This window comes from Streptomyces sp. NPDC056628 (assembly GCF_042792555.1).
Classification (GTDB): domain Bacteria; phylum Actinomycetota; class Actinomycetes; order Streptomycetales; family Streptomycetaceae; genus Streptomyces.
On record NZ_JBHTWG010000038.1, the window covers coordinates 1 to 26533 of the forward strand.

Annotated in this window: 23 protein-coding genes and 1 pseudogene; 14 read left to right on the top strand and 10 right to left on the bottom strand. The window is 70.5% G+C overall.

Annotation, left to right across the window (positions count from 1 at the left end; genetic code table 11):
• Positions 1-74: 74 nt before the first annotated feature.
• Positions 75-1835, bottom strand: a complete 1761-nt coding sequence (locus ACFRAC_RS30810) for a helix-turn-helix domain-containing protein (protein ID WP_382935468.1) — start codon at positions 1833-1835, stop codon at positions 75-77.
• Positions 1836-2072: 237 nt separating this feature from the next.
• On the opposite strand from ACFRAC_RS30810, the gene ACFRAC_RS30815 reads away from it, so the two are divergent.
• From ACFRAC_RS30815 to ACFRAC_RS30825, 3 genes are all read left to right on the top strand, one after another.
• Positions 2073-3434, top strand: coding sequence for an MFS transporter (locus tag ACFRAC_RS30815; protein ID WP_382935471.1), 1362 nt, complete (start codon positions 2073-2075; stop codon positions 3432-3434).
• Positions 3431-4912, top strand: coding sequence for an AMP-binding protein (locus ACFRAC_RS30820; protein WP_382935474.1), 1482 nt, complete (start codon positions 3431-3433; stop codon positions 4910-4912). The genes ACFRAC_RS30815 and ACFRAC_RS30820 overlap by 4 nt, the downstream gene beginning before the upstream one ends.
• A gap of 82 nt (positions 4913-4994) precedes the next feature.
• Positions 4995-6662 (top strand): tannase/feruloyl esterase family alpha/beta hydrolase, encoded by a 1668-nt coding sequence (locus ACFRAC_RS30825; protein WP_382935477.1) that lies wholly within the window; start codon positions 4995-4997, stop codon positions 6660-6662.
• Here ACFRAC_RS30825 and ACFRAC_RS30830 read toward each other — a convergent pair.
• Positions 6643-6972: a hypothetical protein gene (locus tag ACFRAC_RS30830; protein ID WP_382935480.1), complete on the bottom strand. Its 330-nt coding sequence runs from the start codon at positions 6970-6972 to the stop codon at positions 6643-6645. The genes ACFRAC_RS30825 and ACFRAC_RS30830 overlap by 20 nt on opposite strands.
• 352 nt (positions 6973-7324) lie before the next feature.
• Here ACFRAC_RS30830 and ACFRAC_RS30835 point away from each other — a divergent pair, with 352 nt between their 5' ends.
• A complete protein-coding gene (locus ACFRAC_RS30835) occupies positions 7325-8437 on the top strand; it encodes an L-dopachrome tautomerase-related protein (protein ID WP_382935483.1) in 1113 nt (370 codons plus the stop codon).
• A gap of 290 nt (positions 8438-8727) precedes the next feature.
• A pseudogene (locus tag ACFRAC_RS30840) lies at positions 8728-9173 on the top strand (DinB family protein); the annotation flags it as partial.
• 129 nt (positions 9174-9302) lie between these two features.
• Here the strand turns inward: ACFRAC_RS30840 and ACFRAC_RS30845 are convergent.
• Positions 9303-9872 (bottom strand): GNAT family N-acetyltransferase, encoded by a 570-nt coding sequence (locus ACFRAC_RS30845; RefSeq protein WP_382935487.1) that lies wholly within the window; start codon positions 9870-9872, stop codon positions 9303-9305.
• Positions 9873-10210: 338 nt separating this feature from the next.
• On the opposite strand from ACFRAC_RS30845, the gene modA reads away from it, so the two are divergent.
• Both modA and ACFRAC_RS30855 read left to right on the top strand, forming a co-directional pair.
• Positions 10211-11014, top strand: a complete 804-nt coding sequence (gene modA, locus ACFRAC_RS30850; RefSeq protein ID WP_382935629.1) for a molybdate ABC transporter substrate-binding protein — start codon at positions 10211-10213, stop codon at positions 11012-11014.
• 490 nt (positions 11015-11504) lie between these two features.
• On the top strand, positions 11505-12107 hold the full coding sequence (locus tag ACFRAC_RS30855) for a TetR/AcrR family transcriptional regulator (RefSeq protein WP_382935490.1): 603 nt from the start codon (positions 11505-11507) through the stop codon (positions 12105-12107).
• 336 nt (positions 12108-12443) lie between these two features.
• Here ACFRAC_RS30855 and ACFRAC_RS30860 read toward each other — a convergent pair whose 3' ends face one another.
• The 6 genes from ACFRAC_RS30860 to ACFRAC_RS30885 all read right to left on the bottom strand — a co-directional run bounded on the left by ACFRAC_RS30860 (position 12444) and on the right by ACFRAC_RS30885 (position 18233).
• Complete coding sequence (locus tag ACFRAC_RS30860) at positions 12444-12767, bottom strand: hypothetical protein (RefSeq protein ID WP_382935493.1); 324 nt, start codon at positions 12765-12767, stop codon at positions 12444-12446.
• Positions 12754-14205 carry an APC family permease gene (locus ACFRAC_RS30865; protein ID WP_382935495.1) on the bottom strand — a complete coding sequence of 484 codons (1452 nt, stop codon included), beginning with the start codon at positions 14203-14205 and terminating at the stop codon, positions 12754-12756. The genes ACFRAC_RS30860 and ACFRAC_RS30865 overlap by 14 nt, the downstream gene beginning before the upstream one ends.
• Positions 14206-14357: 152 nt before the next feature.
• Positions 14358-15935 (bottom strand): PTS transporter subunit EIIC, encoded by a 1578-nt coding sequence (locus ACFRAC_RS30870; protein ID WP_382935497.1) that lies wholly within the window; start codon positions 15933-15935, stop codon positions 14358-14360.
• A 34-nt stretch (positions 15936-15969) separates the two neighbouring features.
• On the bottom strand, positions 15970-16914 hold the full coding sequence (gene murQ, locus ACFRAC_RS30875; RefSeq protein WP_382935499.1) for an N-acetylmuramic acid 6-phosphate etherase: 945 nt from the start codon (positions 16912-16914) through the stop codon (positions 15970-15972).
• Between the two features lie 159 nt (positions 16915-17073).
• The gene (locus tag ACFRAC_RS30880; protein WP_382935501.1) at positions 17074-17394 is read right to left on the bottom strand and encodes a hypothetical protein; all 321 of its coding nucleotides are present in this window, start codon (positions 17392-17394) and stop codon (positions 17074-17076) included.
• Positions 17395-17648: 254 nt separating this feature from the next.
• Positions 17649-18233: an exonuclease domain-containing protein gene (locus tag ACFRAC_RS30885; protein ID WP_382935503.1), complete on the bottom strand. Its 585-nt coding sequence runs from the start codon at positions 18231-18233 to the stop codon at positions 17649-17651.
• A gap of 175 nt (positions 18234-18408) precedes the next feature.
• On the opposite strand from ACFRAC_RS30885, the gene ACFRAC_RS30890 reads away from it, so the two are divergent.
• A complete protein-coding gene (locus ACFRAC_RS30890) occupies positions 18409-18849 on the top strand; it encodes a hypothetical protein (protein ID WP_382935506.1) in 441 nt (146 codons plus the stop codon).
• A 25-nt stretch (positions 18850-18874) separates the two neighbouring features.
• Here the strand turns inward: ACFRAC_RS30890 and ACFRAC_RS30895 are convergent, their stop codons facing one another.
• Positions 18875-19474 carry a TetR/AcrR family transcriptional regulator gene (locus ACFRAC_RS30895; protein WP_382935509.1) on the bottom strand — a complete coding sequence of 200 codons (600 nt, stop codon included), beginning with the start codon at positions 19472-19474 and terminating at the stop codon, positions 18875-18877.
• Between the two features lie 95 nt (positions 19475-19569).
• On the opposite strand from ACFRAC_RS30895, the gene ACFRAC_RS30900 reads away from it, so the two are divergent.
• The 6 genes from ACFRAC_RS30900 (at position 19570) to katG (ending at position 26441) form a co-directional block, all read left to right on the top strand.
• The gene (locus tag ACFRAC_RS30900) at positions 19570-20607 is read left to right on the top strand and encodes a zinc-binding dehydrogenase (RefSeq protein WP_382935511.1); all 1038 of its coding nucleotides are present in this window, start codon (positions 19570-19572) and stop codon (positions 20605-20607) included.
• An 8-nt stretch (positions 20608-20615) separates the two neighbouring features.
• Positions 20616-21206, top strand: a complete 591-nt coding sequence (locus ACFRAC_RS30905) for an NADPH-dependent F420 reductase (RefSeq protein ID WP_382935513.1) — start codon at positions 20616-20618, stop codon at positions 21204-21206.
• 74 nt (positions 21207-21280) lie between these two features.
• Positions 21281-22393, top strand: coding sequence for an alkene reductase (locus tag ACFRAC_RS30910; RefSeq protein ID WP_382935517.1), 1113 nt, complete (start codon positions 21281-21283; stop codon positions 22391-22393).
• A gap of 134 nt (positions 22394-22527) precedes the next feature.
• Entirely contained in the window at positions 22528-22929 is a 402-nt protein-coding gene (locus ACFRAC_RS30915; RefSeq protein WP_382935520.1) for a DUF3662 domain-containing protein, read from the top strand.
• Positions 22930-23309: 380 nt separating this feature from the next.
• Entirely contained in the window at positions 23310-24098 is a 789-nt protein-coding gene (locus ACFRAC_RS30920; RefSeq protein WP_382935523.1) for a tetratricopeptide repeat protein, read from the top strand.
• Between the two features lie 147 nt (positions 24099-24245).
• Positions 24246-26441, top strand: a complete 2196-nt coding sequence (katG, locus tag ACFRAC_RS30925; RefSeq protein WP_382935526.1) for a catalase/peroxidase HPI — start codon at positions 24246-24248, stop codon at positions 26439-26441.
• The last annotated feature ends 92 nt before the right edge of the window (positions 26442-26533 follow it).

The window sequence follows — 26533 nt, forward strand, 5'->3', positions numbered from 1 at the left end:
TCGCTACGAGCGCAAAGCCGAGCACTTCCTCGCCTTCACCAGCATCGCCTGCACCCTCATCTGCTACCGCAGGCTCACCAAATGAGATGGCCTCTTAGTGCCGAGTCCGCCGAGCGCCAGTCCTCGCCCAGCAGGACACCGATCCTGTCCAGTCGTTTCAGCAGGGTGTTCAGGTGCACGTGGAGGGCGCGGGCCGTCTGACTCAGGTTCCCCGAGTGGGCGAAGTACGCCGCCGCCGTCGCCACCAGGCAGGTGGACCGCCGGCGGTCGTACTCCAGGAGCGGGCCGAGGCTGTCGGTGAGGAAGCGGTCCAGGTCGTCGGCGCGGTCGGGGTCGAAGACGAGCGCGTACATCGCGTACTGCCGTGTACTGACCCCGCGGTCGGTCTCGCCGAGCGCGCGCATGACCTTCAGGCAGCGCAGTGCCAGCGCGTGGGAGCGGGACCGTTCCTGGCCCGTGATCCGGTCGCAGACCACCAGCGCGGGCGCGCCGAGAGCTCGGCGCAGGGAGTGGTGCAGGGTACCGGCCAGGTCGTTCTCGTCGCCGGCGCGCAGCAGCATCGTCGCCCGGCCGAGGTACTCGCCCGCCAGTCCCGACCACGAGGAGGAAAGGGGCTTGAGCTGCCGGACGATGTCGGCGGCCGACCGTCCGGTGCACTCGACCACGACGAGGGTGTCCAGATGGTCGACGTCGACCCCGCGGGCCAGAGCCCTGTCGCGCTGGGCGGGGTGCAGGGGCGCCGGGGACATCAGCTCCATGAGCAGTTCCCCGCGCACCCGTTCCTCCGCCTCGACCCGCGCGTCCCGCATGAGGATCAGCAACCCCATGATCTGGGCGGAGCGTTCGAGCATCCGCACCTCCGCCGCTTCCGGGGCGGCCCGGCGTGCCAGGGACAGGAAACCGAAGTGACTCCCACCGGCCCGCACGGCGATCACGCTGCGGAAGGTGCCGTCCTGGCCTTGCGCCGAGGCGCACCGCCCGGTGGTGCGCGCCTCCTCGCGCAGCCGGCGCCCCAGCTCCTCCGCGCCGTCCTCCGCCGGTTCTCCATGGGGCCGGACCGCCAGGACCCTGTCGTCCCGGTCCTGGATGGTGACGGTGCCCTGGAGCTGTTCCACCAGGAGCTGGGCGATGTCGCCCGGTCCGCCGCCGGTCAGCACCACGTGGGTCAGCGCCTCGTGCACGGCGGCGGCCCGCTCCAGCGTCGAGACCTGCTCCTCGATCGTCCTGTACGCGTCCTCGAGGCGCCGGAGCGAGACCCGGGTCTGCTCGTAGAGCCGCGCGTTGTTGAGCGCCACCGCGGCATGGCTGGCGAAGGCGCTGAAGAGCGCCACCTCGTCCTTCTCGAAGGGCCGTTCGCTGCGGTCGGCGGCGAAGAGCGCGCCGATGGCCTCCTCCCCCACGAGCAGCGGTACGCCCAGCAGCGCCGTGAGCCCTTCGCGGGGCACGAGCAGGTCGAAGGTGGGGTCGTGCGGCAGGGCCTGCGCCCGGCGGTAGTCGCTCACCCAGAAGGGGGCTTTGTGCTCCAGCACGCGCCCGCCCAGGCCCCGCCCCGGAGGGACGCGCGCGGACGAGAACTCCGAGGAGATCGTGCCGGCGGACGCCTTGAGCGTGAGGTAGCCCTCCGCGTCCAGCAACGACAGATAGACGAAGTCACTGCCGATGAGTTCATGGGCGTGCCGGACGATGGACCGCAGCACCTCGTCGACCTCGCCCAGCGCCGTCAGGGACCGGGCCGTCTGGTACAGGCTGCTCAGCTCCCGCTCGCGACGGAGCCGGTAGGAGGTCAGTTCGCCGTCGCCCACGGGACCGGCCGTGCCGGAATCGGTCTGTTCCATCGCTGCCACCACTCACGCCTCAGGTGGTGAATTCATACACCATCACCGCGTCAGCGGTGTACGTACGTTCCATCTCAGGTCGGCCGTGCGGCGCTCTACTGTCGCCCCACAGCGCCTCGTTGTCCTGCACGACGCAGTCGGCTGTCACTGCGCACCGACGACGATCCGACGGTCGGCCGGCCCGTCGACCGCGCACGCATCCCCGTCCCCGAGCCCGGCCTCCTGGGAGTGACCAGCATGTCGATTCCTGCTGTCGGCGGTCCGCACGCCGTCGCGACCCGCAAAGTGATGCTGCGGCTGCTGCCGCTCCTCTGCCTCACCTACTTCATGTCCTACGTCGACCGCACCAACATCGCCCTGGCCAAGACCCACTTGCAGGCGGACGTGGGCATCAGCGCGGCCGCGTTCGGCCTGGGCGCCGGTCTCTTCTTCCTGACGTACGCCCTGTTCGAGGTGCCCAGCAACCTCGTCATGTACCGCGTGGGCCCCCGGCGCTGGATCGCCCGGATCGCCCTGTCCTGGGGCGCGGTCACGTCCCTCATGATGTTCATCGCCGACGACGTCACCTTCTACATCGGCCGCATCGCCCTCGGTGCCGCCGAAGCGGGCCTCTACCCCGCGATGATGTTCATGATGACGCGATGGTTCGCGCAGAAGGACCGGGCCACCGCGATCGGCTTCATCTACCTCGCGCCCACCCTCGGTCTGCTCCTGGGCGGGCCGCTCGGGGGCGCTCTGATGGAACTCGACGACGTCGCCGGATTCCACGGCTGGCAGTGGATGTTCCTCATCGAGGGCCTGATCACGATGGCCATAGGGCTGGTCGTGATGGCCTTCCTGCCCGAGGTACCGGCCGACGCGAAGTGGCTCGCCCCGGAGGAGGCGGCCCTACTGAGCGAGCGGGCCGAACACACCGGACAGGATGGTCGGGGCAGCGGCGGGCACAGCTTGAAGGGCAATGTGGGGCAGGCGTTCGGACGGCCGTTCATCCTGCTCATCGGCGTCATCTACCTCCTGAACCAGCTCACGATGAACGGGGTGACGTTCAACGTGCCGTCGATCATCGAGTCGCTGGACGTGAGCGGCTCCTTCCTGGTCGGCCTGCTCAGCGGAGTGACGGGCATCGGCGGAACGATCGGCGTGCTGGTGATACCGGCGCTCTACCGCCGCTTCCCCCGCGAGTCCCTGACCATCGGCGTCCTGGCGGTGGCCCCCGCCCTGGTCGCGGCGGTCTTCCTGGCGGTCTCCTCACCCGCCGTGCGCATCGTGCTGATCGGCGTCATGGCGATGCTGCTGTTCGGCACCCTGCCCGTCTTCTGGTCGGTCGCCATGGCCCGGATGACGGGGATCGTGGCCGCCGCCGGACTGGCTTTCATCAACACGGTCGGCTTGACCGGCGGTTTCGTGGGCCCGTACCTGTTCGGTCTGGCCGAGTCGGACTCCGGCGACCCCACCTCCGGATTCCCCATCGTGATCGTCGCGTCCCTCGTCGCGGGCGCACTCGCGGTCGCCCTGCGCTGGGCTCTACGACGAGAGGACCGCACGGCCGCCGGGAGCGCACCGTCCACCGTCGAGCGCGACCCGGAGGTACTGGCGTGACGTTCCTGCCCGCAGAGGGATTCCCTCTGTCCGAAATCCCCGGCGCCTTCGCCGCCGAGGCCGGGGACACCGTGGTGGTGCGCGCTGGCACCGAGACACTGACCTGGGAGGAACTGCACCGGGGCAGCAACCGCGTCGCGCGCGGGCTGCTGGACGCCGGAGCGGCCACCGGACGGATCGTGACCCTGGTACTGCCCAACTCGACCGACCTCGTGCTCGCCGTGTTCGCCTGCTACAAGGCCGGCGCCACCCCGCAGGTCCTGTCACCGCGGATGAGGCCGGCCGAACTCGACGCCATCCTCGAACTGGGCGACCCCGCCGTGGTGGTCACCGAGCCGGACGGTGCGCCCGTCGACCGTACGAGGGCGCTGACGGTCGGGGACCTGGCAGCCGGGCGGAGCGACGACGACCTCGAACCGGCGATGGCGACGTCGTGGAAGGCCCCGACCTCCGGGGGATCGACCGGCCGCCCGAAGATCATCCTGTCCGGCAGGCCGGCGGTCGCCTCCGCGTTCGACTCGGACATGTGGGGGATCGGCGCCGGGGAGCAGGCGCTGATCACGGCTCCGCTCCACCACAACGCCCCGTTCGTCACCGCCCTGACGACGATCTTCCGCGGCGGCTCGGTGACCTTGCTGACCAGGTTCGACGCGGAGCGGACGCTGGCCGCGATCGACGAGCACGCGGTGACGTGGGTGTATCTGGTCCCCACGATGATGCGCCGCATCACCGCGCTCCCGGACGAAGTGCGCGACCGGTACTCGCTCGCCTCGCTGCGTTCCGTATGGCACTGCGCGGAACCCTGCCCCGTCTGGCTGAAGCGGACCTGGATCGAGTGGCTGGGCCCCGAGCGGGTCTGGGAGCTGTACGGCGGCACGGAAGCGGAAGCCGGTTGCACCCTTCGCGGCGACGAGTGGCTCCGGCACGTGGGCTCCATCGGCAAAGCGACATGGGGACAAATCAAGCTGCTGGACCCCGACGGGGTCGAGATCACCGAACCCGGCGTCTCCGGCGAGATCTATATGCGGGTCACTCCGGGGACGCCCGCGACCTACCGCTATATCGGCTCCGAAGCCACCACGCGCGACGGCTGGTCGTCACTCGGCGACATGGGACGGTTCGACGCCGACGGCTACCTGTACCTGCACGACCGCCGCTCGGACATGATCACCGTCGGAGGCGTCAACGTGTATCCCGCCGAGATCGAGGCGGCCCTGGTCGAACACGAGCACGTCCTGACCGCCGTCGTCATCGGCCTGCCCGACCCCGACACCGGCAACCGGCTCCACGCCATCGTCCACACGCCACACCGGGCCGACGTCACCGAGGGCGACATCCACGCCTTTCTCGACGGCCGGCTGTCACGGCACAAGCTGCCCAAGTCGATCGAACTGGTCCACGACTCCCTGCGGGACGCGGCGGGCAAGGTCCGGCGTTCGGAACTGCGCGCCCAGCGCATGCCCGAACCGAGCCGATGACGACACCTTCACGGCCCTCGTACCCGGCCCAGGGTCTCCCGGCCGGTGAGCCCGACGCCTCCCTCCGGTGGAAGGAATCCGAATGAACCCCAGGACGCTGACGGGGATCGCACTGGCCACGGCCGGCGCCCTCCTGGCCGTCCCCGCACAGGCGCGTCCGTCCGAGGCCACGGACCGGGGCGCCGCCTCCAGGAGCGCGGAGGCGCGGTGCGCGGCGCTGACCGGGACGGCCGTTCCAGCGGCTGTCATCTCCCTGCCCACGCGCGGCGGCCGCGTCCACGCCTCGTCCCCGGTGACGGAGACCGTCAGCGGAGTCGGCCTCACCTACTGCCGGGTCGACGCGGCCCTCTCCCCCGTCGACCGCTCCGCACCCGACATCACCCTGCGCGTCGCGCTCCCCCTCGACTGGAACCGCAGATCCCTGATGTTCGGGGGTGGCGGCTACAACGGCACCGTTCCCGACGTCCGGGCCGACGTGCCGTTCGCCCCGAAGGACGGGACCGCGCCACTGGCGCGCGGCTACGCGACGTACGCCAGTGACTCCGGGCACCAGGCGGACCCGGCCAAGCACCCCATCCTCTCGCTCGACGGGTCCTTCGCCGTCAACGACGAAGCGCTGCGGAACTTCGCCGCCGGTGACGCGCTCAAGAAGACGCACGACGCCGCCCAGTTCCTGATCCGCGCGTTCTACGGCGCGAAGCCCCGGTACACGTACTTCGCGGGCGGATCCACCGGTGGCCGGGAGGCGCTGGCGATGGTCCAGCGGTGGCCCACCGCCATGGACGGCGTGATCTCCGCCTACCCCGCCTGGAACAACCTCGCCGAAGCGCTCTATCTGGGCCACGCCACGCAGGTGCTGGCACAGCCCGGGGCGTTCCCCGGACCCGAGAAGCAGACACTGCTCCACGAGAGCGTGATGCGCGCGTGCGACCGACTGGACGGACTGACCGACCGGGTCGTCTCGCACCCGGACGCCTGCCGGTTCGATCCGGCCACCCTGCGCTGCCCGGATGGCGCCGACACGGGCCCCTCCTGCCTCTCGGACCGCCAGATCGCCGCGGTCCGGGCCATCTCGTTGCCGTGGAAGTGGCCGTACCGGGTCGCCAGCGGCGAGCGCGGCTACCCCGGCTTCCCCTTCCTCTCCGGCGCCGACATGAGAACCCCGGTCCTGGGGTTCGGCACGACGGCGCCCGCCCATCCGATGCCGCTCACCAGCGGATACGGCATGCAGTACTGGGACCAGTGGGTGAGGTACGTCCTCACCAGGGACCCCGGCCGTGACTCCCTGACCGTCGACCCGGCGCGTCCCGGCAAGTGGCTCAACCGCATCAGCCGGCTGTCCGAGCTGCAGGACATCAACGACCCGGACCTCTCCCCCTTCGCCCGAGCGGGCGGCAAGCTCCTGCTCCTCCACGGAGCGGCGGACGAACTGGTCTCGCACCGCGCGACGAACGACTACTACGAGCGGGTGGCCGACACGGTGGGGCCACGCAGGACACGGGAGTTCATGCGGTACTACCTCGTGCCGGGCGCCAATCACGCGAACTTCGGCAGCCCCGCCTTCGCTGCCGCGTGGGACTCGCTCACCGCCGTCCAGCGCTGGACCGAGCAGGACAGGGAACCCGTCGCGCAGGTCGTCACCGATGCGAACGACGACAGGGCACGCCCTCTGTGTGAGTACCCGGGCTGGCCGAAGTACCGGGCCGGTGACCCTGACAGCGCGGCCAGTTTCACGTGTGCCCGCGAGTGACGGACACACGACGCCGAGTGGCCGGCAACCCGTGGATCAACCGGCGGCCGCTCGCCATGCCCCGCCCCAAGCCGCCCGCTCCCACGGCGGCAGCCGTCTCACCACCAGACGGCACGGAAACCGGCGCATTCACCGGATTCTCCTCCGCCAGCACCGACACGATCCCCTCACGCCCCACCCGGGCCCGCTCGACCCCCTCCCGCGCGGCATCCACCTCCGCCTGAGCCTGCTCCAGAACCTCCGTCCAGGACTCCAGATCCTGGCTCGCCCGCGCCTCACGCCGTTCCATCAACCCCAGCACCGACGGCATCGCACCCTCCTCGATCAACAGAAGGAGTGAAGCTTTTACCCCGGATACGACTGCGCGTCAGCACTCGATTGCACAAGCTCCGGAGAGTGCCGGAACCTGTGGAGAGCGTGTTTGCATGCATGTCTCCGCCGGTCGGCGGAGACATGTTCCTGGTTGCGATCCCCGTTCATCGGTCATAGGTTTGTATGGCTCCCACGGCCGCAAAAGAACAGACGGATCAATTGCCCCGAAATTCTCGTTCCTTATTTCGGAACAGGAGCAGGACGTGACTGGGAGAAAGGTATCGAGCCGCGGCGTCGTCGCACTGCTGGCGACCCTCTGTATCGGGGGTTGCGCTACCCAGACATCCCTGGTGAGCTCGCAGGGCGATTCGAGGGAACCTCCCGGCACGCCCGCGCAGAACAAGCAACGCCTGCAGCCTTTCGCGGAATTCAACGGGGCTATGCCCACAGGAGTGAGCGTCTCGCGCACCGGCCGGGTGTTCGTGAACTTCCCCCACTGGGGCGACAAGGTGCAGTACTCGGTCGCCGAAGTGCGCAATGGGAAAACCCTCTCCTACCCGAACCGCGAGATCAACACCGCCGACACACGCGACCCCGCGCATCACTTCCTGGGGGTGCAGAGCGTCGTCGTCGACGCCGCCGACCGGCTGTGGGTCGTGGACACCGGGCGCATCAAGTTCGGCAACGCACCAGTGGGCGGGCCCAAACTCGTCGCCATAGACCTGCGCACCAACAAGGTCATCCGGACCATCCTGCTGCCCCGTCAGGTCGCCGGCCCCCGTAGTTTCGTGAACGATGTGCGACTCGACCTCACCCGAGGCAAGGCGGGCACCGCCTACCTCACGGACGCCTCCTCGGACGGCCCCAACGGGCTGATCGTCGTGGATCTGGCGTCCGGGACATCCTGGCGCCGACTGAACAACGTGCCCTCGGTACGCCCGGTGCCCGACTTCGTTCCCGTCATCGACGGGAAGCGAATGCTCAATCGGCCGGCACACGGTCGCACCAGCCCCATCAACATCGGGGTGGACGGCATCGCCCTGAGCCCGGATGGCAAGACCCTCTACTACTGCCCCCTGTCCAGCCGCACCTTGTACTCCGTGCCGACGAGCGGTCTGACCGACCGCCGGGTAGCGGATTCCAAGATCGCGAAGACCGTTCGCAATCTCGGCACGAAAGGGATGTCCGACGGGCTGGAAACGGACAACGCGGGCCGCGTGTACGGAGGCGACATCGAGCACAACGCGCTCGTCTTCCGCGACACCGACGGGCGATTCCGCACCCTGGTCCACGACAACCGGCTGATCTGGCCGGACACCTTGTCGATCGGCTACGACCGGAACCTGTACGTGATGGTCAATCAGCTGAACCGGCAGCCCGCATACAACGCCGGCGTCGATCTTCGGCGCAAGCCCTACGTGCTCTACCGGATCCCGGTCGACGGCGGCCCCGCCCGTCGGTAGACCTCGGGGCGGCCTTCCTCCGGCATCTGCGAGCGCGCCGAGTCCGTGATCAACGACGAACTGGCCGTCGCAAGGCGCCTGAGCACACCCCTTCCTGACGCGAACCCCGCTGCCGCCCCCCGCGCCACGGTGCCGGGCGGCAGTGCTTGAGCAGCCGTGCCGGCACCGCACCATGTCACTACCAAGGGGCCCGTTTCTTCATGCCCACCACCACACCGGCATCCCTGTCCGAATGATCACCCGCACCGCTTCGAACGAGATCCGGTTTGCCACAACGCACTGACACCGCCGGGACCAACCTCCTCGGCCTGGTCAAACACGTGGCCACCGTCGAGGCCAGGTATTCCGGCGAGGTCTTCGCCCGGCCTTCCCCGGAACCGCTGCCCCGGTGGCGGGACTCCGACGGCAGCGATCACTGGGCGGCCGAGGACGAGACCCGCGACCAGATCGTCGGGTTCTACCGGCGTACGTGGGAACACGCGGACGCGATCATCAACGAGCTTCCCCTCGCTCCCGGCCACATGCCGTGGTGGCCGGAACCCCTTCCCAACACGACCCTGTCCGCCGTCATGCTCCACGTCCTCGGGGAGACCGACGGCACACCGGGCACGCCGACATCCTGAGCGAGGGGCTCGACGGGCGGACCGGGTTGCGCGCCCAGTACGAGCAGGAAGTCGACGAGGAAGCCAGGGCTGCCCACTGGGCGAAGATCGAGCAGGCCGCCAGGGCCTCCTGACCCGAGTCGTCTCACGTGGCCTGATCGCCGGCCGTGGCGGCGGTACGTCGTGCCACGCGGGTACGGCGAACTCTCCCAGGCACCCCAGTCCCGTGGTCCCGTGGTCCCGTAGTCCCGTAGTCCCGTCCCTCAGCTTGCTCCGTGCACATCCGACGGCGGCCAGTCCCGCTTGAGCAGCCCGTACACCCACGAGTCGGACACGACGCCGTTCACGACGCAGTCCTCTCGCAACGTCCCCTCACGGACGAATCCCAGCTTCTCGAGGACCCGGGCCGACGCCTCGTTGCGCGTGTCGGCCTCGGCCTGGACGCGATTCAGGTCCAGGGAGTCGAACGCCCACCGGAGCAGAGCGCGTACGGCCTCCGTCGCGTAACCGTGACCCCACATCGCGTCGCCGAGGACGTAGCCCAGCGAGGCGCTGCGGTACTCCGGGTTCCAGTCGGACAGGCCGCACCAGCCGGCGAACGCCCCGTCGGAGAGACGGTCGATGGCCACCCGCGCCCCGGTGCCTTCGTCCTCCATCGTCCGGCAGACCGCGAGGAACCGCTGGGCGCGGGCCGGGTCGGTCCATGGCGGGGAGTCCCAGTAGCGCAGCACGTGGGAGCTGCTGTGCAGCGCGAAGAGGGAGTCCGCGTCGGCGCCGGTGAAGGGACGCAGCCTCAGGCGCTCGGTGCGCAGGACAGGAGTGGGCAGAGTCATGCGCGTCATCTTGTGCCCCCAACGACGGCCAGGACAACGCATATTCGAACTCGTCCGCCACGGTGCCCGCTCTCGTGTCACCAACGGCAGCACCTGCCGTGTCAGGGGCTGTTTCCTCGCGGTCAGCCCGCGCGGTGCCGTCGAGAGGGCGTCGCACACGAGGCTCCACGGTGGACCCGTAAGATCGCACATGCCATGCGCCCGCAGGGCTGTACCGGCTCATGCGATGCCACAGATGCTTTTGGCTGGCATGTGCGGCATTATCGTCGACGCATGCGCATCCAGCGGGTCGCGAGGCCGCGGCTGTGCCCGTCGAGGACCTGAGGAGTGGACCCGTGGTGACCCGTTCCGTGCGCCGGACCCGTCGGACGCTGAGGGTGACCGGCGTGAGCGCCGCCGCCCTGCTGGGTCTGAGCGCCTGCTCCTCCGACCACTCCCCCTCGTCGGCGTCCGCCTCGGGCAAGCCCTCCGGTGAGGTGACCGTCTTCGCGGCGGCCTCGCTGAAGGAGAGCTTCGAGAAACTGGGCGAGACGTTCGAGAAGGAGCATCCCGGCACGAAGGTCACGTTCAACTTCGGCGGCAGCGACGCCCTGGCCGCGAGCATCACCGGCGGAGCCCCGGCGGACGTGTTCGCCTCCGCCAGCCCCAAGACGATGAAGATCGTCACCGACGCGGGGGCCAACAGCGGCTCCCCGACCACCTTCGTGCGCAATCAGTTGGAGATCGCCACCCTGCCGGGCAACCCCGACAAGGTCGACTCACTCAAGGACCTCACCGGCTCGGGCATGAAGGTCGTGCTGTGCGACACGACGGTGCCGTGCGGTGCCGCCACACAGAAGGCCCTCGACGCCGGCAAGCTGAAGCTCACCCCCGTCTCTTGGGAGCAGGACGTCAAGTCCGCCCTCAACAAGGTCGCTCTGAGGGAAGCCGACGCGGCTGTCGTCTACAAGACCGACGTGAAGGCCGCGGGTGACAAGGTGGAGGGCGTGGAGTTCCCCGAGTCCGCCGACGCCGTCAACGACTACCCGATCACCCTGCTCAAGGAGTCCAGGAACCCCGGGACGGCGAAGGCGTTCGTCGAGCTCGTGAAGTCCCCCCAGGGCCGGACGGTGCTGAGCGAGGCCGGGTTCCTCACCTCGTGACCTCGCCCGGGCAGACCTGTGGCGGATGCGTGCCGTCCCTGTTCAAGGCGGTCGCCCTCGGCTGCTCCTGTACCCGTCGACGAGTCGGCGGCACCTCTGACTACGACGCGCAGCGCACCGACCATGCCTGACTCTTATCGGCTCTCATCGCAGACGCCAGACAGCTCTGTCTTCTCCGGGGATGTCCCTCGCGTACCCGGCACACGCGGCCCCCGCCGCAAATCCCGCCCCTCCCTGCTGTACGTCGTGTGCCACGTCGGCCTGAGTTTCCCAGCCGTCATCGCCGGGGGCTGGTCGTGCACGCCGACGGCTTGATCGCGACGTCCAAGGAGTAGGGCATCACCCTCGTGCCGGCGCTCGCCGCCCTCGCCGGGCTCGTGCGCAGCGGCTGCCGGGGCAAGGGGGAGCGGCTGTCGGCTCGGATGCCCGAGGCGTCACCGACCCCGCCGGGTCTATAATGAACAAGTCTGTCTAGAGAAAGGTGGGCGTCATGGCTGCCAGGACCTCGACCCGCGAGTCCGCGCGTGAGCGTCTCCTCACGGCGGCCGACGAGCTCTTCTACGGCGAAGGCGTGCAGACCGTCGGCATCGACCGGGTGATCGAGCACGCCGGTGTGGCCAAGGCGTCCCTGTACAACACCTTCGGGAGCAAGGAAGGCCTGGTCTGCGCCTACCTGGAGCTCCGCTTCGAGCGCCGGAAGGACCGCATCACCCGCACCCTGACGCGTTTCCGCACTCCGCGCGAGCAACTGCTCGGCGTCTTCGACGCACTCGGTGAAGCGTTCACCGAGCCGGGATACAACGGCTGCTCCTTCGCCCGGGCCACCTCCGAGGCCGCCGAGGACAGCGCTGTCCGTAAGATCGCCGACGGTTACCGCGCCTGGCTGCGCGGTCTGTTCGGCGATCTGGCCGCAGCCGCCGGGTACGCCGACCCCGACACCGTCGCCCGCCAGTTCCTTCTGCTGTACGACGGTGCCGGGCAGTCCGCGAAGATGGACCGCGACCCCTCCGCCGCCACGACCGCCCGCGCCGCCGCGGCCGTCCTGCTGGACGCGTCCCCGCTCGCGCCCGCCGTTCCCGACCCCGCCCAGTAGCCCCTCCCCACAGGGACCAAGGGACAGGGCAGCTCGTCGCATCGCCGTCACCGGTGGGATCCGCACGCACACCCCCACGGAGGCGACCGAGCTGGCGCGGCGAATGGGCCCGGTCTGTGTTCACGCACCGGTGCTCGGTTCCGTACCGACAGTCACCGCCGGCGCTGTCCTGCGATACCCGCTGCACCGGGCCGACGCGCTCGACCTGCCCCGGGCCGTGGCGCATGACCTCCTCGCGCCCGGCCGGCTCGGGGGTGCTCGTGGCCGCCACGTGCCCCTTCCTCACCGTTCCGCCCAGCGCCTCCGCGACGAGCGGCCCCGCACCGTCGACCTGACTCAGTCCCGCGTCTCCCCGTCGAGGTCCGCCAGCCCGTCCTCCCAGCGCCGTCGCCGCTCGTCGTCGGACTGTTCCCACCAGGGGGTGCCCCGTTCCCCGAGCGCGACCTTGGCCCGCTGCACGCGGGCCCGTGCCTCCCCTTCTGCCTTCGCATCGCTCGCCGTCGTCGCCGAGCGCACCGCGCGGCGGGCGGACATGAGGTGACGCCGCAGGCGTGCGCCGATGTCCTCGGGGAGGGACGGGTCGGTGGCCCGCCATCTTCTTCCGTCGACGACGACGAAGTGCCCGTCGGGGGTCATCTCCGGTGGTTCACGTGTGCTCATGCGGCCGATTCTGGTCCGGGGCGCCGCTCGGGTCGGTCTCAGCGGCGGCCGTCTGTCCCCCCTGCCGGCCGTCACCAAGCGCACCCCTCTTACGCCGCGCGGTGGCCACCGCACCGAGCAGTGCCCCGACGGCCACGATGGTGAGTCCACGCAGCCACACCGCGCCCTCGATCTGCGTGGCCAGCAGGACGCACGACGCGATGCCCAGCACCGGCAGGACCGTCGGGGTGCGGAAGTGGTCGGCCTCACCCTCGTCGCGGCGCAGGACGAGGACAGCCGTGTTGACCATGAGGAAGACGATCAGCAGGAGCAGGACCAGGGTCGAGGCCAGGGTGGCGACGCTTCCGGTGAGGGCGAGCAGCATCGCCAGCACGGTGGTGACCGCGATCGCGGCCCACGGGGTCCGGCGGCCGGGCAGCACCTTGGTCAGCGCGGAGGGGAGGAGGCCGTCCTTCGCCATGCCGTAGGTGAGGCGGGACGACATGATGCCGGTCAGCAGCGCGCCGTTGGCGACGGCGACGAGCGCGATGGCACTGAACAGGCGTTCGGGGACGCCGCCCGCTTCCTTGACGACCTCCAGCAGCGGGCCGCTCGACTCGGCCAGCCGCGTGGTCGGGACCGCCGCGGACGCGGCCAGGCCCACCAGCACGTAGACGGCACCTGCGGTGGCAAGGGCGCCGAACAGGGCGCGGGGGTAGGAGCGCCGGGGGTCGCGGGTCTCCTCGGCGACGTTCACCGAGGTCTCGAACCCGACGAAGGAGTAGTAGGCCAGCACGGACCCGCTCAGTACGGCCGCCGCGGCGCCCTGCTCGGCTGTGCCCAGCTGGGTGAGGCGGCCGACGTCGCCGTCGCCGCGCAGCAGCAGCCACGCGCCGAGGACGATGACGACCATCAGTCCGGCCACCTCGATGAGGGTGGCGACGACGTTGGCGCGGGTGGACTCCTTGATGCCGCGTGCGTTGATCAGGGCGAGGAGGGCCAGGAACAGGACGGCCACCAGGCCCACGGGCAGCGTCACGAAGGCCGAGAGGTAGTCGCCGCCGAAGCCCCGGGCGAGGGCGGCTACGGAGACCACGCCGGCGGCCAGCATGCAGAAGCCCGCGACGAATCCGGCGAACGGCCCGAAGGCGCGGGTCGCGTAGTGGGAGGCTCCGCCCGCCCTCGGATACTTCGTCGCCAGCTCGGCGTAGGAGGCGGCGGTCAGCAGGGCCAGCAGCAGGGCGACGACGAGCGGCACCCAGACGGCTCCCCCGGCGTCGGCGGCGACCTGCCCTACCAGGACGTACACCCCGGCGCCGAGGACGTCGCCCAGGATGAAGAAGTAGAGCAGCGGGGTGGTCAGGGCGCGCTTGAGCGCCGTGCCCTCCCGTGTCCCTCCGGGTGCCGCCGTGTCCGTCCTCGCCCGCGCCGACGTGCTGTTTCCGACTCTTCTTGCCATACCGCCTCGTGTCCCCCGTAAGGCGAGATGCACGCTCGCCGCTTTCGAGGACACGAGGACTCGAGGACGCGATCAGCACGCGCTGTGGGGCGGTCCCCCGTTCGGCTGAACGGTGTACCGCCCCACGGTCGGTTGCTGTCGGCTCCGGCGTGTCAGCGGGACGGGACTCCGGCCGGTGCCGTCGCCCGGTCCTCGGCGCTGGCCGCCGCCGGGTTCGCCGCTGTCGCGGTGTCCGGTGCGGAGGGCGCGGACGGTGCGGACGCTGCGGGGGTCACGTTGAGTTCGGTGAGCATCGTCTTGGTGAAGCCGAAGTAGTACGTGGCGAGGAAGCCGCCGATGTAGCCGACGACCAGGCCGCCCGCGTAGACGGCGACGGTCTGGCCAAGTCCGTGGTCGCCGTCGAGCAGCGGGAAGAGCGCCCAGCCCGACGGGCCGATCGCGGTGGACCCGACGTCGGTGCCCAGCTGGTTGAACAGCCCGATGAACGCGCCGCCGAGGGCGCCGCCGGTGCAGGCGGTGATGAAGGGGCGGCCCAGCGGCAGCGACACGCCGTAGATCAGCGGCTCGCCCACGCCGAGGAAGCCCGGCCACAGGGCCGACTTGATGGTCCGGCGGATGGAGGTGTTGCGGTGCAGGCGGAAGTAGACGGCGATCGCGGCACCGACCTGGCCCGCGCCGGCCATCGCGAGGATGGGGAGCAGCACGGTGTAGCCCTGCTGCTCGATGAGGGTCGTGTGGATCGGGATGAGCGCCTGGTGCAGGCCGAGCATGACCAGCGGCAGGAACAGGCCGCCGAGGATCAGACCGGCCCCGGCGCCGCCGTGCGACAGCAGCCAGTTCGCGGCCTCGCCGATCTTCGTGGAGACCTCACCGGCGAGGAACATCAGCCCGAAGAGGGTGACGAGACCGGACACCAGCACGGTGATGGTGGGCGTGACGAGGACGTCGATGGAGACAGGCACCCAGCGGCGGCACCACTTCTCGATCTGCACGGCGAGCCATGCCGCGCCGAGGGCGCCCAGGACGCCGCCCTGGCCCGGGGAGAGGTGCTGGCCGAACGCCTCCACGTTGGCGACGCCCGCGTAGACGATGATCGCGGCGACCGCGCCGCCGAGGATCGGTGTGCCGCCGAACTCCTGCGCCGTGTTGTAGCCGACGAACACGGCGATCAGCGCCATGAACCCGGAGGCCGTCGCGGCCAGCGCGGGGGTGATGCCGGGAAGCCAGCCGAGGTTGACGAGCAGGCCGTTCAGGCCGGCGATGATGCCGCAGCCGATGAGCGCGGGGATCAGCGGCACGAAGATGTTCGCGATGCGGCGCAGCAGCAGCTTGAAGGGGGTGGCGTTGCGCGCTTTGCGCTCGGCACGCAGGGCGGCGCCCTGGGCGGCGAGGTCCTCGGCGGTCACGGCCTCGGGGGCCGGGCCGCCGGCGGGGGCCGCCGCCTGGGGAGCGTGGGGAGCGGCGGCGCGCTCCTCCTCGACGAGGGTCTCGAACTCGGGGGTGACGCGGGCGACGGTGCCTGGGCCGAGCACGATCTGGTAGGTGTCGTCCTCGACGACGCCCATCACCGAGGGCAGCGCCTTGAGCTGTTCCTCCCGCACGAGGGTCCGGTCGTGCAGGCCCAGCCGGAGCCGGGTCATGCAGTGGGCCACCGACGCCACGTTCCGTGCTCCTCCGACGAGGGGCAGGATGGCGGCCGCGGTGTCGCGGTACTTGTTCTCGTTCGCCATGAGATCGGCCTTGCTGTGAGTAAGGGCTGGTGCGTCAGGCGGCCGCGGTTTCCAGGGCGCTGCGAAGGTGTCCGTGGGCGTTGCGGAGAAGTCGCTCGGCGGTCGGCGCGTCGACACCGCCGAGCAGGAGGAGGATCGCGTTCTTGACGTCGCCGCCGGTGGCGGCGAGCGCGGCGGAGACGGCCTCGTCGGAGGCGTCGGTCGCGAGGCCCACGATCCGGTGGGCGCGCGCCCGCAGCTTCTCGTTGGAGGCGCGCAGGTCGACCATCAGGTTCCCGTAGGTCTTGCCGAGTCTGATCATGGTGATGGTGGAGAACATGTTGAGCACCAGCTTCTGCGCGGTGCCCGCCTTGAGCCGGGTCGAGCCGGTCAGGATCTCCGGTCCGACGACGACCTCGATGCCGTGGTCGGCGGCCGCCGCGAGCGCGCTGCCGGCGTTGCAGGACAGTCCGACGGTGAGGGCGCCGAGGGAGCGGGCGTGGCGGACGGCCTCGACGGCGTACGGGGTGCGGCCGGAGGCGGAGATGCCGACCACCACGTCGTCGGCGGTCAGCTTCAGCGCGTCGAGGTCCTGACGGGCGCCCTCCTCGGAGTCCTCGGCACCTTCGACGGCGGTGACCATGGCGGAGGGGCCGCCCGCGATGAGGCCGACGACCTGGGAGGGGTCGGTGCTGAAGGTGGGCGGGCACTCGGAGGCGTCCAGCACACCGAGCCGCCCGGCGGTGCCCGCTCCGGCGTAGACGAGCCGTCCGCCACGGGACATCCGCTCGGCCATGCCGTCGATCGCGGCGGCGATCTCGGGGAGCCGGTCCGCGACCGCCGCGCTGACGATGGCGTCCTCGGCGTTCATGTGGCGGGCGATGTCCAGCGTGCTGCGGCGGTCGATGTCCGCCAACTCGGGCCGGTACGCCTCCGTGGCCAGGGTGGCCAGCTGGTCACGCAGCAGGGCGTCACCGCCGCCGGCGTCTTGGGTGGACATGAGCGTTCACGGCTCCTGTGGGTTCGGGCGTTTCAGGGGCTTGGGTGATGTCGGCACATTTCCGTCACACGTGACGGGAGCGGTTCGGCTGGCCTGTACGACAGGAAAGACAGGGTCGAAACTTTCTTTCACTATGTTCCGATGACATGAAACATATTTTCAGTCCCGGAGGTGCGTCAAGACTTCTTGGGTGATCCACAGGACGTCCAGCGTGCGCGCCGCCATGGTCCGGTGGCCGCCGGTGCATCCCTTGGATTGCCAGGGCGTGCCGCAGCACAGGACACCGAGTCCGTCCGGCACGGCGACGGGCACGTGCGCCCGTTCACACAGGCGCAGGAAGGCATGCGCCGCTCCCCCGGCCCCGCCTCCGTCCTCCTCGGGGGCGAAGAGACTGCCGATGCACGCGCCGAAGAAGAAGGCCTCCGCCCCGGCGGGATGCCGCGCGGCGGGCCGCTCGGGTCCGCCCCGGCGGGATGTCACCGGTCGGTCTGTTCCGCCCGCGACCAACCCATCCCGGCCTCCCGACCCGACCGTGATCAAGCAACACGGCCTCCGACATGACCGTGCTGAACGCACAGACCCTGCCGCCGCCGGGCGGACGGACCACCGCATGCACTCCAAAGTCGGCGGACCCTTCGGGGCTCACGAGACGCGTGCAGACCGATCGAGGAAGGAGCGCCGCTGACCTGGAGTGACAGGGCCTGTGCGGATGCCCTTCAAGCCGGGCGGGTACGTCAGACGGGGTGTTCCACCGGGGCTGGCCAGACCCCCCGTTCAGAGAGGTGAAGCACGAGGGCCGCGATGTTCCAGGCGTCGTCCTCGCCCCGGTGGTGACGGCCTTCGAGTCGCCGCCCGGCGATCTTCAGGGCCTGTGCCATGCCGGGGCGTTTCCGCAGACCATATGCCTCGGTGAAGACGGCCTTGGCGTTGGTGTGACGGCGGCCGAAAGGGTAGGGCGTGCGCGTGGCCTGACACTGCCGTGTGAACTGGTGGCGGTCGTAGTCGCCCCAACTGACCCACGGCCGGGCGCCCGCGTGGTGCTCGGCCGCCAGTAGCCGGCACGCCTCGGCGAATGTGACCCCCTGATCGACCTCCTGTTGAGTGAGGCCGGTCAGCTCCGTGCAGAACTCGCTGACCGTGGACCGGGCGGGCCTCACCAGGATCCGGTGCCGGGCGAGGCGCTCACCGGCGTCCAGGTCGATGACAGTCAGCCCGATCTCGATGATCTCGCTGACCTCGCCACGCGGCTGGGAACCAGCCCAACACGTCGCTTCGACGTCCACGACGTTGACGAGGCCCTCCGCCCAGGTGCTGTCCATGCCGGCAGCGTAAGGAGGCGCAACGGGCTGCGGCATGTCATTTTGCGACGCTGCCCTGACACTGACCCGCCCTGCACCGTACTCAGGCAGAAGTTCCTCACGGCCTCGCCAAGGGGAGCCGGATCAACGGCCGGGAGCGTGCCGCCGCCGTTCGGGGCGGTGCGAGGATGTGCCGATGGGGATCAGCGACAGCGAGGGCGTTCATTACCTGCGGTTCCAGTCGCCGCATCGCAACAACCGAGGTCGGTTCACCGGGGTCTTCGGGCTCGTGAACAACCTCGCGCGGGAGGGCAGGCTGTCGGAGGAGCAGGAGGCCTTCCGGCGTCGCAACAACCGTTGGTACGACGCCGCGTACACCGACCCTTCGACCGTCGACCCCAGCGTCTACGACGACAACGTGAATCCCGGCGCCGCGGCGTGGTTCAAGCCGTCGGCCACGCATCTCCTCGCTCGCGTTCCGGGCTACCTGGAGATCCTGTCCGCGCACGGCGTCGACTGTCAGGTTCTGCGGTCCGCCGATCCGGGACGTGTCGTCTACGAGGACGACGTGCAGATCGTGGTGGTGCCGTACGCGCGGAGTGCGCAGGACAACGACACTCAGGCCGCTCGGAGTTGACCCCGGGTTCTCCGTCCGGCGGCCCTCAGTCGAGCGCGTGCGCGCGGCACGTCCGCAGGATCTCGTCGGACAGGGCGGGCTCGACGTCGCGTACGGCGCGGGCGAGCACCATCGCGCCGACGAGCCGGCTGAGCAGCAGCACCGCCTGGTCGCGGGCCTCCTGCGGAGCGAGTTCCCCGTCGCGCTCACGGGCGAGTTCCGCGGCGAAGCCGGTCAGGTAGCCCTCCACGCCTGCGGCGTACGAACGCTGGATGGTCTCGTCGTGGCGTCCGGCGTCGATCACCAGAGAAGCGGACGGGCAGCCGCCGTCCTGGGCGTCGCGGTGCTCGGCCGAGAGGTAGTCGTCCACCACCCGTCGCAGCGGTGAGCCGGCGGGAGCCTCCCCGTCCTCGACGGCCTGCGCCAACACGCCCAGGGACGTCGCGAACGAGGCGTTGCACACCTCGGCGGCCAGGTCGTCCTTGGACGCGAAGTGGTTGTAGAAGCCGCCGTGCGTCAGGCCCGCTTCCTTCATGAGGTCGGCGATCCCGACGGCGTCGATGCCCTGCGCGCGGAACATGCGCCCGGCCGCCTCCACGATGTTCTGCCGATTCCTGGCCTTCTCTTCCTTGGTGATCCGCGGCATGTCCGCCCTCCCTCGCCTACTGTGTTTGACCTTTTCAAGGTTACCTCTCATCATTGCTTTAATGATACTCGTCATTAAAAGGGCTGGGAGGAACCATGCGCACCCTCGTGCACACCCGCCAAGGGGACCCCGCACAGGTACTCACGTTGAGGGAGGACCCCGATCCGCCGCCCCGTCACGGCGCCGGGCAGGTCCTCGTCCGCCTGCTGGTCCGGCCGGTCCATCCGGGCGATCTGATCGGCGTGGAGGGCCTGCCGGGGCTACCGGAGCAGCGGCGGCCGGAGGTCCGGACTCCCGGCGTGGAGGGCATGGGCGTCGTCGAGAGCGTCGGGCCGGACGTACGGACGCTGCGACCCGGTCGACGCGTCGCGGTCTTCCCGGCACCGGGCACCTGGGCCGACTTCGTCGTCGTCGCCGCCGAGCGCGCCGTTCCGGTGCCGGAGGGCGTCAGTGACGAGACCGCGGCCCTGATGCTGGTCAACCCGCTGACCCTGCTCATGCTGTACCGGGCGGTGGAGCACGCCCTGGGACAGCGCAAGGGGCCCGTCCTCCAGACGGCCGCCGGTTCCTCCATCGGCCGGCTCGTCAGCGCGGCCGCCGTCCGGCACGACCTGCCGTTGGTCAACCTCGTGCGCAGCGCGTCCGGCGCCCGCACGCTGCGGAGCCTGTATCCCACGCTGCCGGTGATCACGACCAGCGACGGGGACTGGCGGGAGCAGGTCCGTCACCTGACCGGCGGCCAGGACGTCCAGGTCGTCCTCGACTGTGTCGGCGGCGCCATGACCCAGGATCTCGTCGCACTGCTCGCCGACGGCGGCACCCTGATCACCTACGGCCGGCTCGGCCCCGGCACCACGACCCTGGAGCACCTGCCCCTCGGCCAGCGGGGACTGACGGTCCAGGGCGTGACGGTGTGGCACTGGACCCACCGCACCCCGGAGGAGCGCGCCCAGGACATCGCCTTCGCCGTGGATCTGGCGCAGAGCACACCGGATCTGTTCGAGGTGGCGGCCCGCTACGACCTCGCCGACTTCAAGACGGCCGTCGAGCACGCCCGTCGCCCGGGCAAGAGCGGGACCGTCCTGCTCACCTCACCGCGATCGGCCGGCACCGGGCGGGAGGCCGTCCGATGAGGATCGGCATGCTCGGAGCCGGAACCATCGCCCAGGCCATCGCGCGGCACGCGATCCGGCTCGGTCACGAGGTCGTGCTCAGCAACAGCCGCGGGCCCGACTCCCTGGCGCCCCTGGTCAAGGATCTCGGCGCGCTCGCGTCAGCCGCGACGCCCGCGGAGGCCGCCGCCGCGGATCTCGTCGTCCTCGCCGTCGGCTGGCCGCAGATCCCCGACGTCGCCGCCCGGCTCCCCCGTCTGGACGGGACCGTCGTCATCGACGCCACCAACCAGTTCGCGTCCCCTCCCCCGCAGCTGCGGATCGCCGACCTGGGCGATCTCACCGGGAGCGAGTACGTGGCCTCCCTGCTCCCTGGCGCACGCGTGGTGAAGGCCTTCAACTCCCTCTTCGCGCGGTACATCGCGCCCGACCCCCGCCATGCGGCCGGGCGGCAGGTGCTGTTCCTCGCCGGCGACGACGCCGACGCCAAGAACACCGTGATCGGCCTGACGTCCGCGTTCGGATTCGCCCCCGTCGACCTCGGAAGCCTGCGCGAAGGAGGACGTCTCATCCAGCTCGGCGGCCCCCTGTCCGGCCTCCACGTCCTCAAGCAGGACTGAACCCACCCCTCCTGCTCGTCCACACGTCCTCCTCGCGTCCGCGAGGAGCACCTCACCTCACGAAAGAGACGCTCATGTCCGACCAGACCACGGCACCCGACACCCAGCCCCTCCTGCGCCCCGTCCGGCTGGGCGCGCTCGAACCGCCCAACCGGGTCGTCATGGCTCCCATGACCCGCGCCCGCGCCACCAACGCCGAACTGGCCCCCACCGATCTGCACGCCGAGTACTACGCACAGCGCGCAAGCGCCGGCCTGATCATCAGTGAGGGGACCTGGGTCAGCCCTGACGCGATCGGCTTCATCCACGTCCCCGGCATCTACACCGACGAACAGACCGCCGCCTGGGCCGAGGTCACCGAGTCCGTGCACGCGGCGGGAGGCAGGATCGTCTCCCAGATCGGGCACCTCGGTGCCGTCTCGCACCCGGACCACCACGGCGGCCGCCTCCCCGCCGGCCCGTCGGCGGTCAACCCCGAGGAGATGGCCTTCACCCCGGACGGCCCGAAGGACACCGTCACGCCCCGGGCCCTGACCGGCGCCGAGATCGCGGACACCATCCGCGGCTACCGGCAGGCAGCCGCCAACGCCCTGCGCGCCGGGTTCGACGGCCTGGAGATCCACGCGCAGGGTTCCCATCTCGTGGCCCAGTTCCTCAACCCCCGGCTCAACCAGCGCACCGACGCCTACGGAGGCACCAGTGAGAAGCGCGCCCAGTTCCTCCTCGACGTCGTGGACGCCGTCAGCGACGTGTGGGGCGGCGAGCGTGTCGGGGTCAAGCTCTCCCCGTACTGGAACGGCGGACCGGCCTTCACCGCGGACGCCGACGTGCTGGCAGACTACGACCTGCTCCTGAAGCGCCTCGGCGACAGCGACCTGGCCTATCTCCACCTCGTCGGCCCGGCGCCCGACGCGGACACCGACGACACGTTCACGGCGTTCACCCGCTTACGCAGCCACTACCGCGGCGCCGTCATCGCCAACCTCGGCTTCACGCAAGCCACCGGGAACGAACTGCTCGAACGGCAGTTGGCGGACGCGGTGTCGTTCGGCGCGCCCTTCATCGCCAACCCCGACCTCGTCGACCGCTTCGCCCACGGCCACCCCCTCGCCGACGGCGACCGCGACACGTACTACGGCGGTGGAGTGAAGGGCTACACGGACTACCCCACGGTGGCCGGCTCCTAGAACGAACACGCGCGTTTACCCGAGGGGATGCGAGAAAGCGGGAGCTCCGAAGCAATGAAGTCGGCGTTCTGGGCACCCGCCTTTCCATGGCGTGACGCAAGGCCGTGACGACGGGACAGAGGAGGGGCGTGCGGATGAGCAACCTCACGGGATGGGAACAGGCGCTGGAACGGGTCGGCGGGCGGCTGTGGGAGCGGTGGTTCCCCAAGGAGCCGGTCGAGCTGGTGGCCGCGCTGCAGCGCGAGTGCGACCGTCAGGCGGTCGTGTGCAGTGAGAACCGGGTCGTGGTCCCCAACGCCTACGACGTGGAGCTCGCCGAGCACGTCCACACCGAACTCGGCGGCCAGTGCGCCCGGGTGGGGCAGGTCCTCACCGACAAGCTGGCCCAGTACGGCGCACGCCGCGGCTACGAGTGGGCGGGCCCTCTGGCCGTGCACGTGACCACGTCCCCTGACGTCCCCAACGACCGCTACCGGGTGACGAGCAAGGCGATGGCCCACGTGAGCGCCGTCGGCTTTCCCTCCGTCAGCGGCTGACGCACTGCTCGGTCCGTCGCCTCGTGCCAGGCTCGGGGACCGCGGTGGTGGCTCCGGTGACCTGCGGCCGGGACGTGGCGCAGCCGGGCGAGATCCCGCGTCGTCGGTGGGAGGTCCAGCCGGTCCTGGAGACCCGGGGCCGCGGCCGCCCGCAGACCTCGAAAGAGTGCAGGGTGCGGCGCGGGGAAGCCGGGCGACGGTGCCGTACGTCGTCCCCTTCACCGGACAGGGCACCGGACCGGAGCGCTCAAGGACCCCGCCGGCCCAGTACCGTGCGGGACCCGCCGCCTCTCCCCGCCCCGTCGCCGAGCGACCCGTGCGGGATGCGTACGCTTCCGGGCATGCGATTCTTCCGACGCGGCCGAAGTGACGCCGAGCGTATGAAGGGAACCCCGGTCTCCGAGGCCAAAGCGCTCTACGAGGCCGGGCGTTACGCCGAGGCGGAGGCCGAGGCCCGTGCCGTGGCCCGGTCGCGGCCGCGCGAGGACGAGTACACGGCCGTGGCGCTGAACATCGCCGCGCTCGCGGCAGGCGCCCAGGGCCGGCACGCCGAAGCACTCGCCACCTACGACGAGGCACTGCCCGTCTTCAGCGGGTTGTTCGGGGCCGATCACTGGCTGACTCTCAAACTGCGCTCGGACCGCGCCCAGCAGATGGTCTCGCTCGATCGGTACGCCGAGTGCGAGGCGGAGTGCGCGGCGGTCGCCGAGGCGGCGGCGCGCGGCACCGGCCCCGACATGGCCTTCCTGGCAGCGGCCGCCCGCAATGGACTGGTCTTCGCGCTCAACGCGCAGGGTCGCCACAAGGAGGCCGAGACGCACGCCCGCGAGGCCCTCGCCGCCCACGCCGCACGGGACCGGGCGGCCCTGGTCCTGCGGCTCGGGCTGGCGCGCAGCCTCAATGGCCAGGCCCGCCACGAAGAGGCCCTCGCCGTGGCCCAGGGCGCCGACGAGCTGTACCACGCGCTGCCCGCGGACCAGCGTCACCCGGACACGGGCGCCGTTGAACTGGCCGTGGGTAACGCCCTGTTGGGGCTGGGGCGCACCTCCGACGCCCGTCGCCGGGCCGTGGTCGCCCACGACGCCTGTCTGGCGTCCTTCGGTCCGGGGCACCACCGCACCGTCGAGGCCGCGACGCTCCTCGGGCGCATCGACGCCACTCGGCCGTAGGCGCGGCGGCGCACCCGGGCTTCCCTCCTGCGGGCGCCATGGCGCCCCCTGCGTGCGTGTCGGATTGCCCGGCGCGGCCAAAGCACCCAACGTCAGGAGCAGAATCGGAAAAAAGGGATACAACAGACCAGGAAGCAGGACGCCTACATGCCCGCCAGTGAGAGCGAGAACCCGGCAATCCCCTCCCCCACCCCGAAGCCCACCCCCCGGCCCCGGACGAACCAGGACTGGTGGCCGAACCAGCTGGACCTCCAGGTCCTCCATCAGCACTCGCCGCGTTCGAATCCGATGGACCCCGACTTCGACTACGCCGAGGAGTTCGCCTCCCTCGACGTCGAGGCGCTGAAGCGGGACGTGTTCGAGGTGATGACGACGTCGCAGGACTGGTGGCCGGCCGACTACGGGCACTACGGTCCGCTCTTCATCCGGATGAGCTGGCACTCGGCGGGCACGTACCGGATCGCGGACGGCCGGGGCGGCGGCGGCATGGGGGCGCAGCGGTTCGCCCCGCTGAACAGCTGGCCGGACAACGTGAGCCTGGACAAGGCGCGCCGCCTGCTGTGGCCGGTCAAGCAGAAGTACGGGAGGAAGATCTCCTGGGCCGACCTCCTGGTGTTCGCCGGGAACTGCGCCATGGAGTCCATGGGGTTCAGGACGTACGGGTTCGCCTTCGGGCGGGAGGACGTGTGGGAGCCCGAGGAGATCTTCTGGGGCCCGGAGGACACCTGGCTCGGCGACGAGCGCTACAGCGGGGACCGCGAGCTCACCGGTCCGTTCGGCGCTGTCCAGATGGGGCTGATCTACGTCAACCCGGAGGGCCCCAACGGCACCCCCGACCCGATGGCCGCCGCCCGGGACGTCCGTGAGACGTTCGGGCGGATGGCGATGAACGACGAGGAGACGGTCGCGCTCATCGCGGGCGGTCACACGTTCGGCAAGTGTCACGGCGCGGTCGACCCGAGCTACATCGGTCCGGAGCCCGAGGGTGCCCCCATCGAGCAGCAGGGCCTGGGCTGGCGGAACACCTACGGCACGGGCAAGGGCTCGGACGCGCTCACCAGCGGTCTCGAGGGAGCGTGGACGTACGAGCCGACCAAGTGGGACAACGGCTTCTTCGACAACCTCTTCCGCTACGACTGGGAGCTGACGAGGAGCCCGGCCGGCGCCCACCAGTGGACGCCCACCGACCCGGCCGCCCGGGACACGGTGCCCGACGCCCACGACCCGTCGAAGCGGCACGCGCCCATCATGCTGACCACGGACCTCGCGCTGAAGCTGGACCCGGTCTACGGGCCGATCTCCAAGCGCTTCCACGAGAACCCGGAGGAGTACGCGCTCGCCTTCGCCAAGGCGTGGTTCAAGCTGCTGCACCGCGACATGGGTCCCCGCTCGCGCTACCTCGGTCCCTGGATCCCCGAGCCGCAGCTGTGGCAGGACCCGGTGCCCGACGTCGACCATGACCTGGTCGGGGAGGCGGACATCGCCGCCCTCAAGCGCACCGTCCTCGACTCGGGCCTGTCCGTCTCCCAGCTCGTGACCACCGCCTGGGCCTCGGCCGCCAGCTTCCGCGGCACCGACAAGCGCGGCGGCGCCAACGGAGCACGCATCCGGCTCGCGCCGCAGAAGGACTGGGAGCTCAACGACGTCCCCGAGATCACCGAGACGGTCCGCAGGCTCGAGCAGATCCAGCAGGACTTCAACAGCTCCCAGACCGGCGGCACACGGATCTCCCTCGCCGATCTCATCGTCCTGGGCGGCAGCGCCGCCATCGAGAAGGCCGCGGCCGACGCCGGGCACGACCTCACCGTCCCCTTCGCGCCGGGGCGTACGGACGCCACACAGGAACAGACGGACGTGAACGCCTTCGCCGTCCTGGAACCCGCGGCCGACGGGTTCCGCAACTACCTGCGAGCCGGGGAGAAGCTCTCCCCGGAGACGCTTCTTCTGGACCGCGCGAACCTGCTCACCCTCACCGCCCCGGAGATGACCGTCCTGATCGGCGGCATGCGCGCCCTGACCACCGGATTCAAGGGCGCCCGGCACGGCGTCCTCACGGACCGGTCCGGGACGCTGACCAACGACTTCTTCGTGAACCTCCTCGACATGGGCACGGAGTGGGCCACGTCCACCTCGGCGGAGAACGTGTACGAGGGCCGCGACCGCGTCACGGGCGACGTCAAGTGGACCGCGACGGCCGCCGACCTCGTGTTCGGCTCGCACTCCCAACTGCGCGCCCTCAGCGAGGTGTACGCCTCCCGGGACGCCGACGAGAAGTTCGTCCGTGACTTCACGTCCGCGTGGGACAAGGTGATGAACCTCGACCGGTACGACCTTCACCGCTGACGGGCGCCCTCTTCGGCGTGGGGGGGGGGCGCCCCCGCGGGGCGCGCCGACAAAAACCGCGGCGAACCGGACCGCACCCACAAAAAAACCCG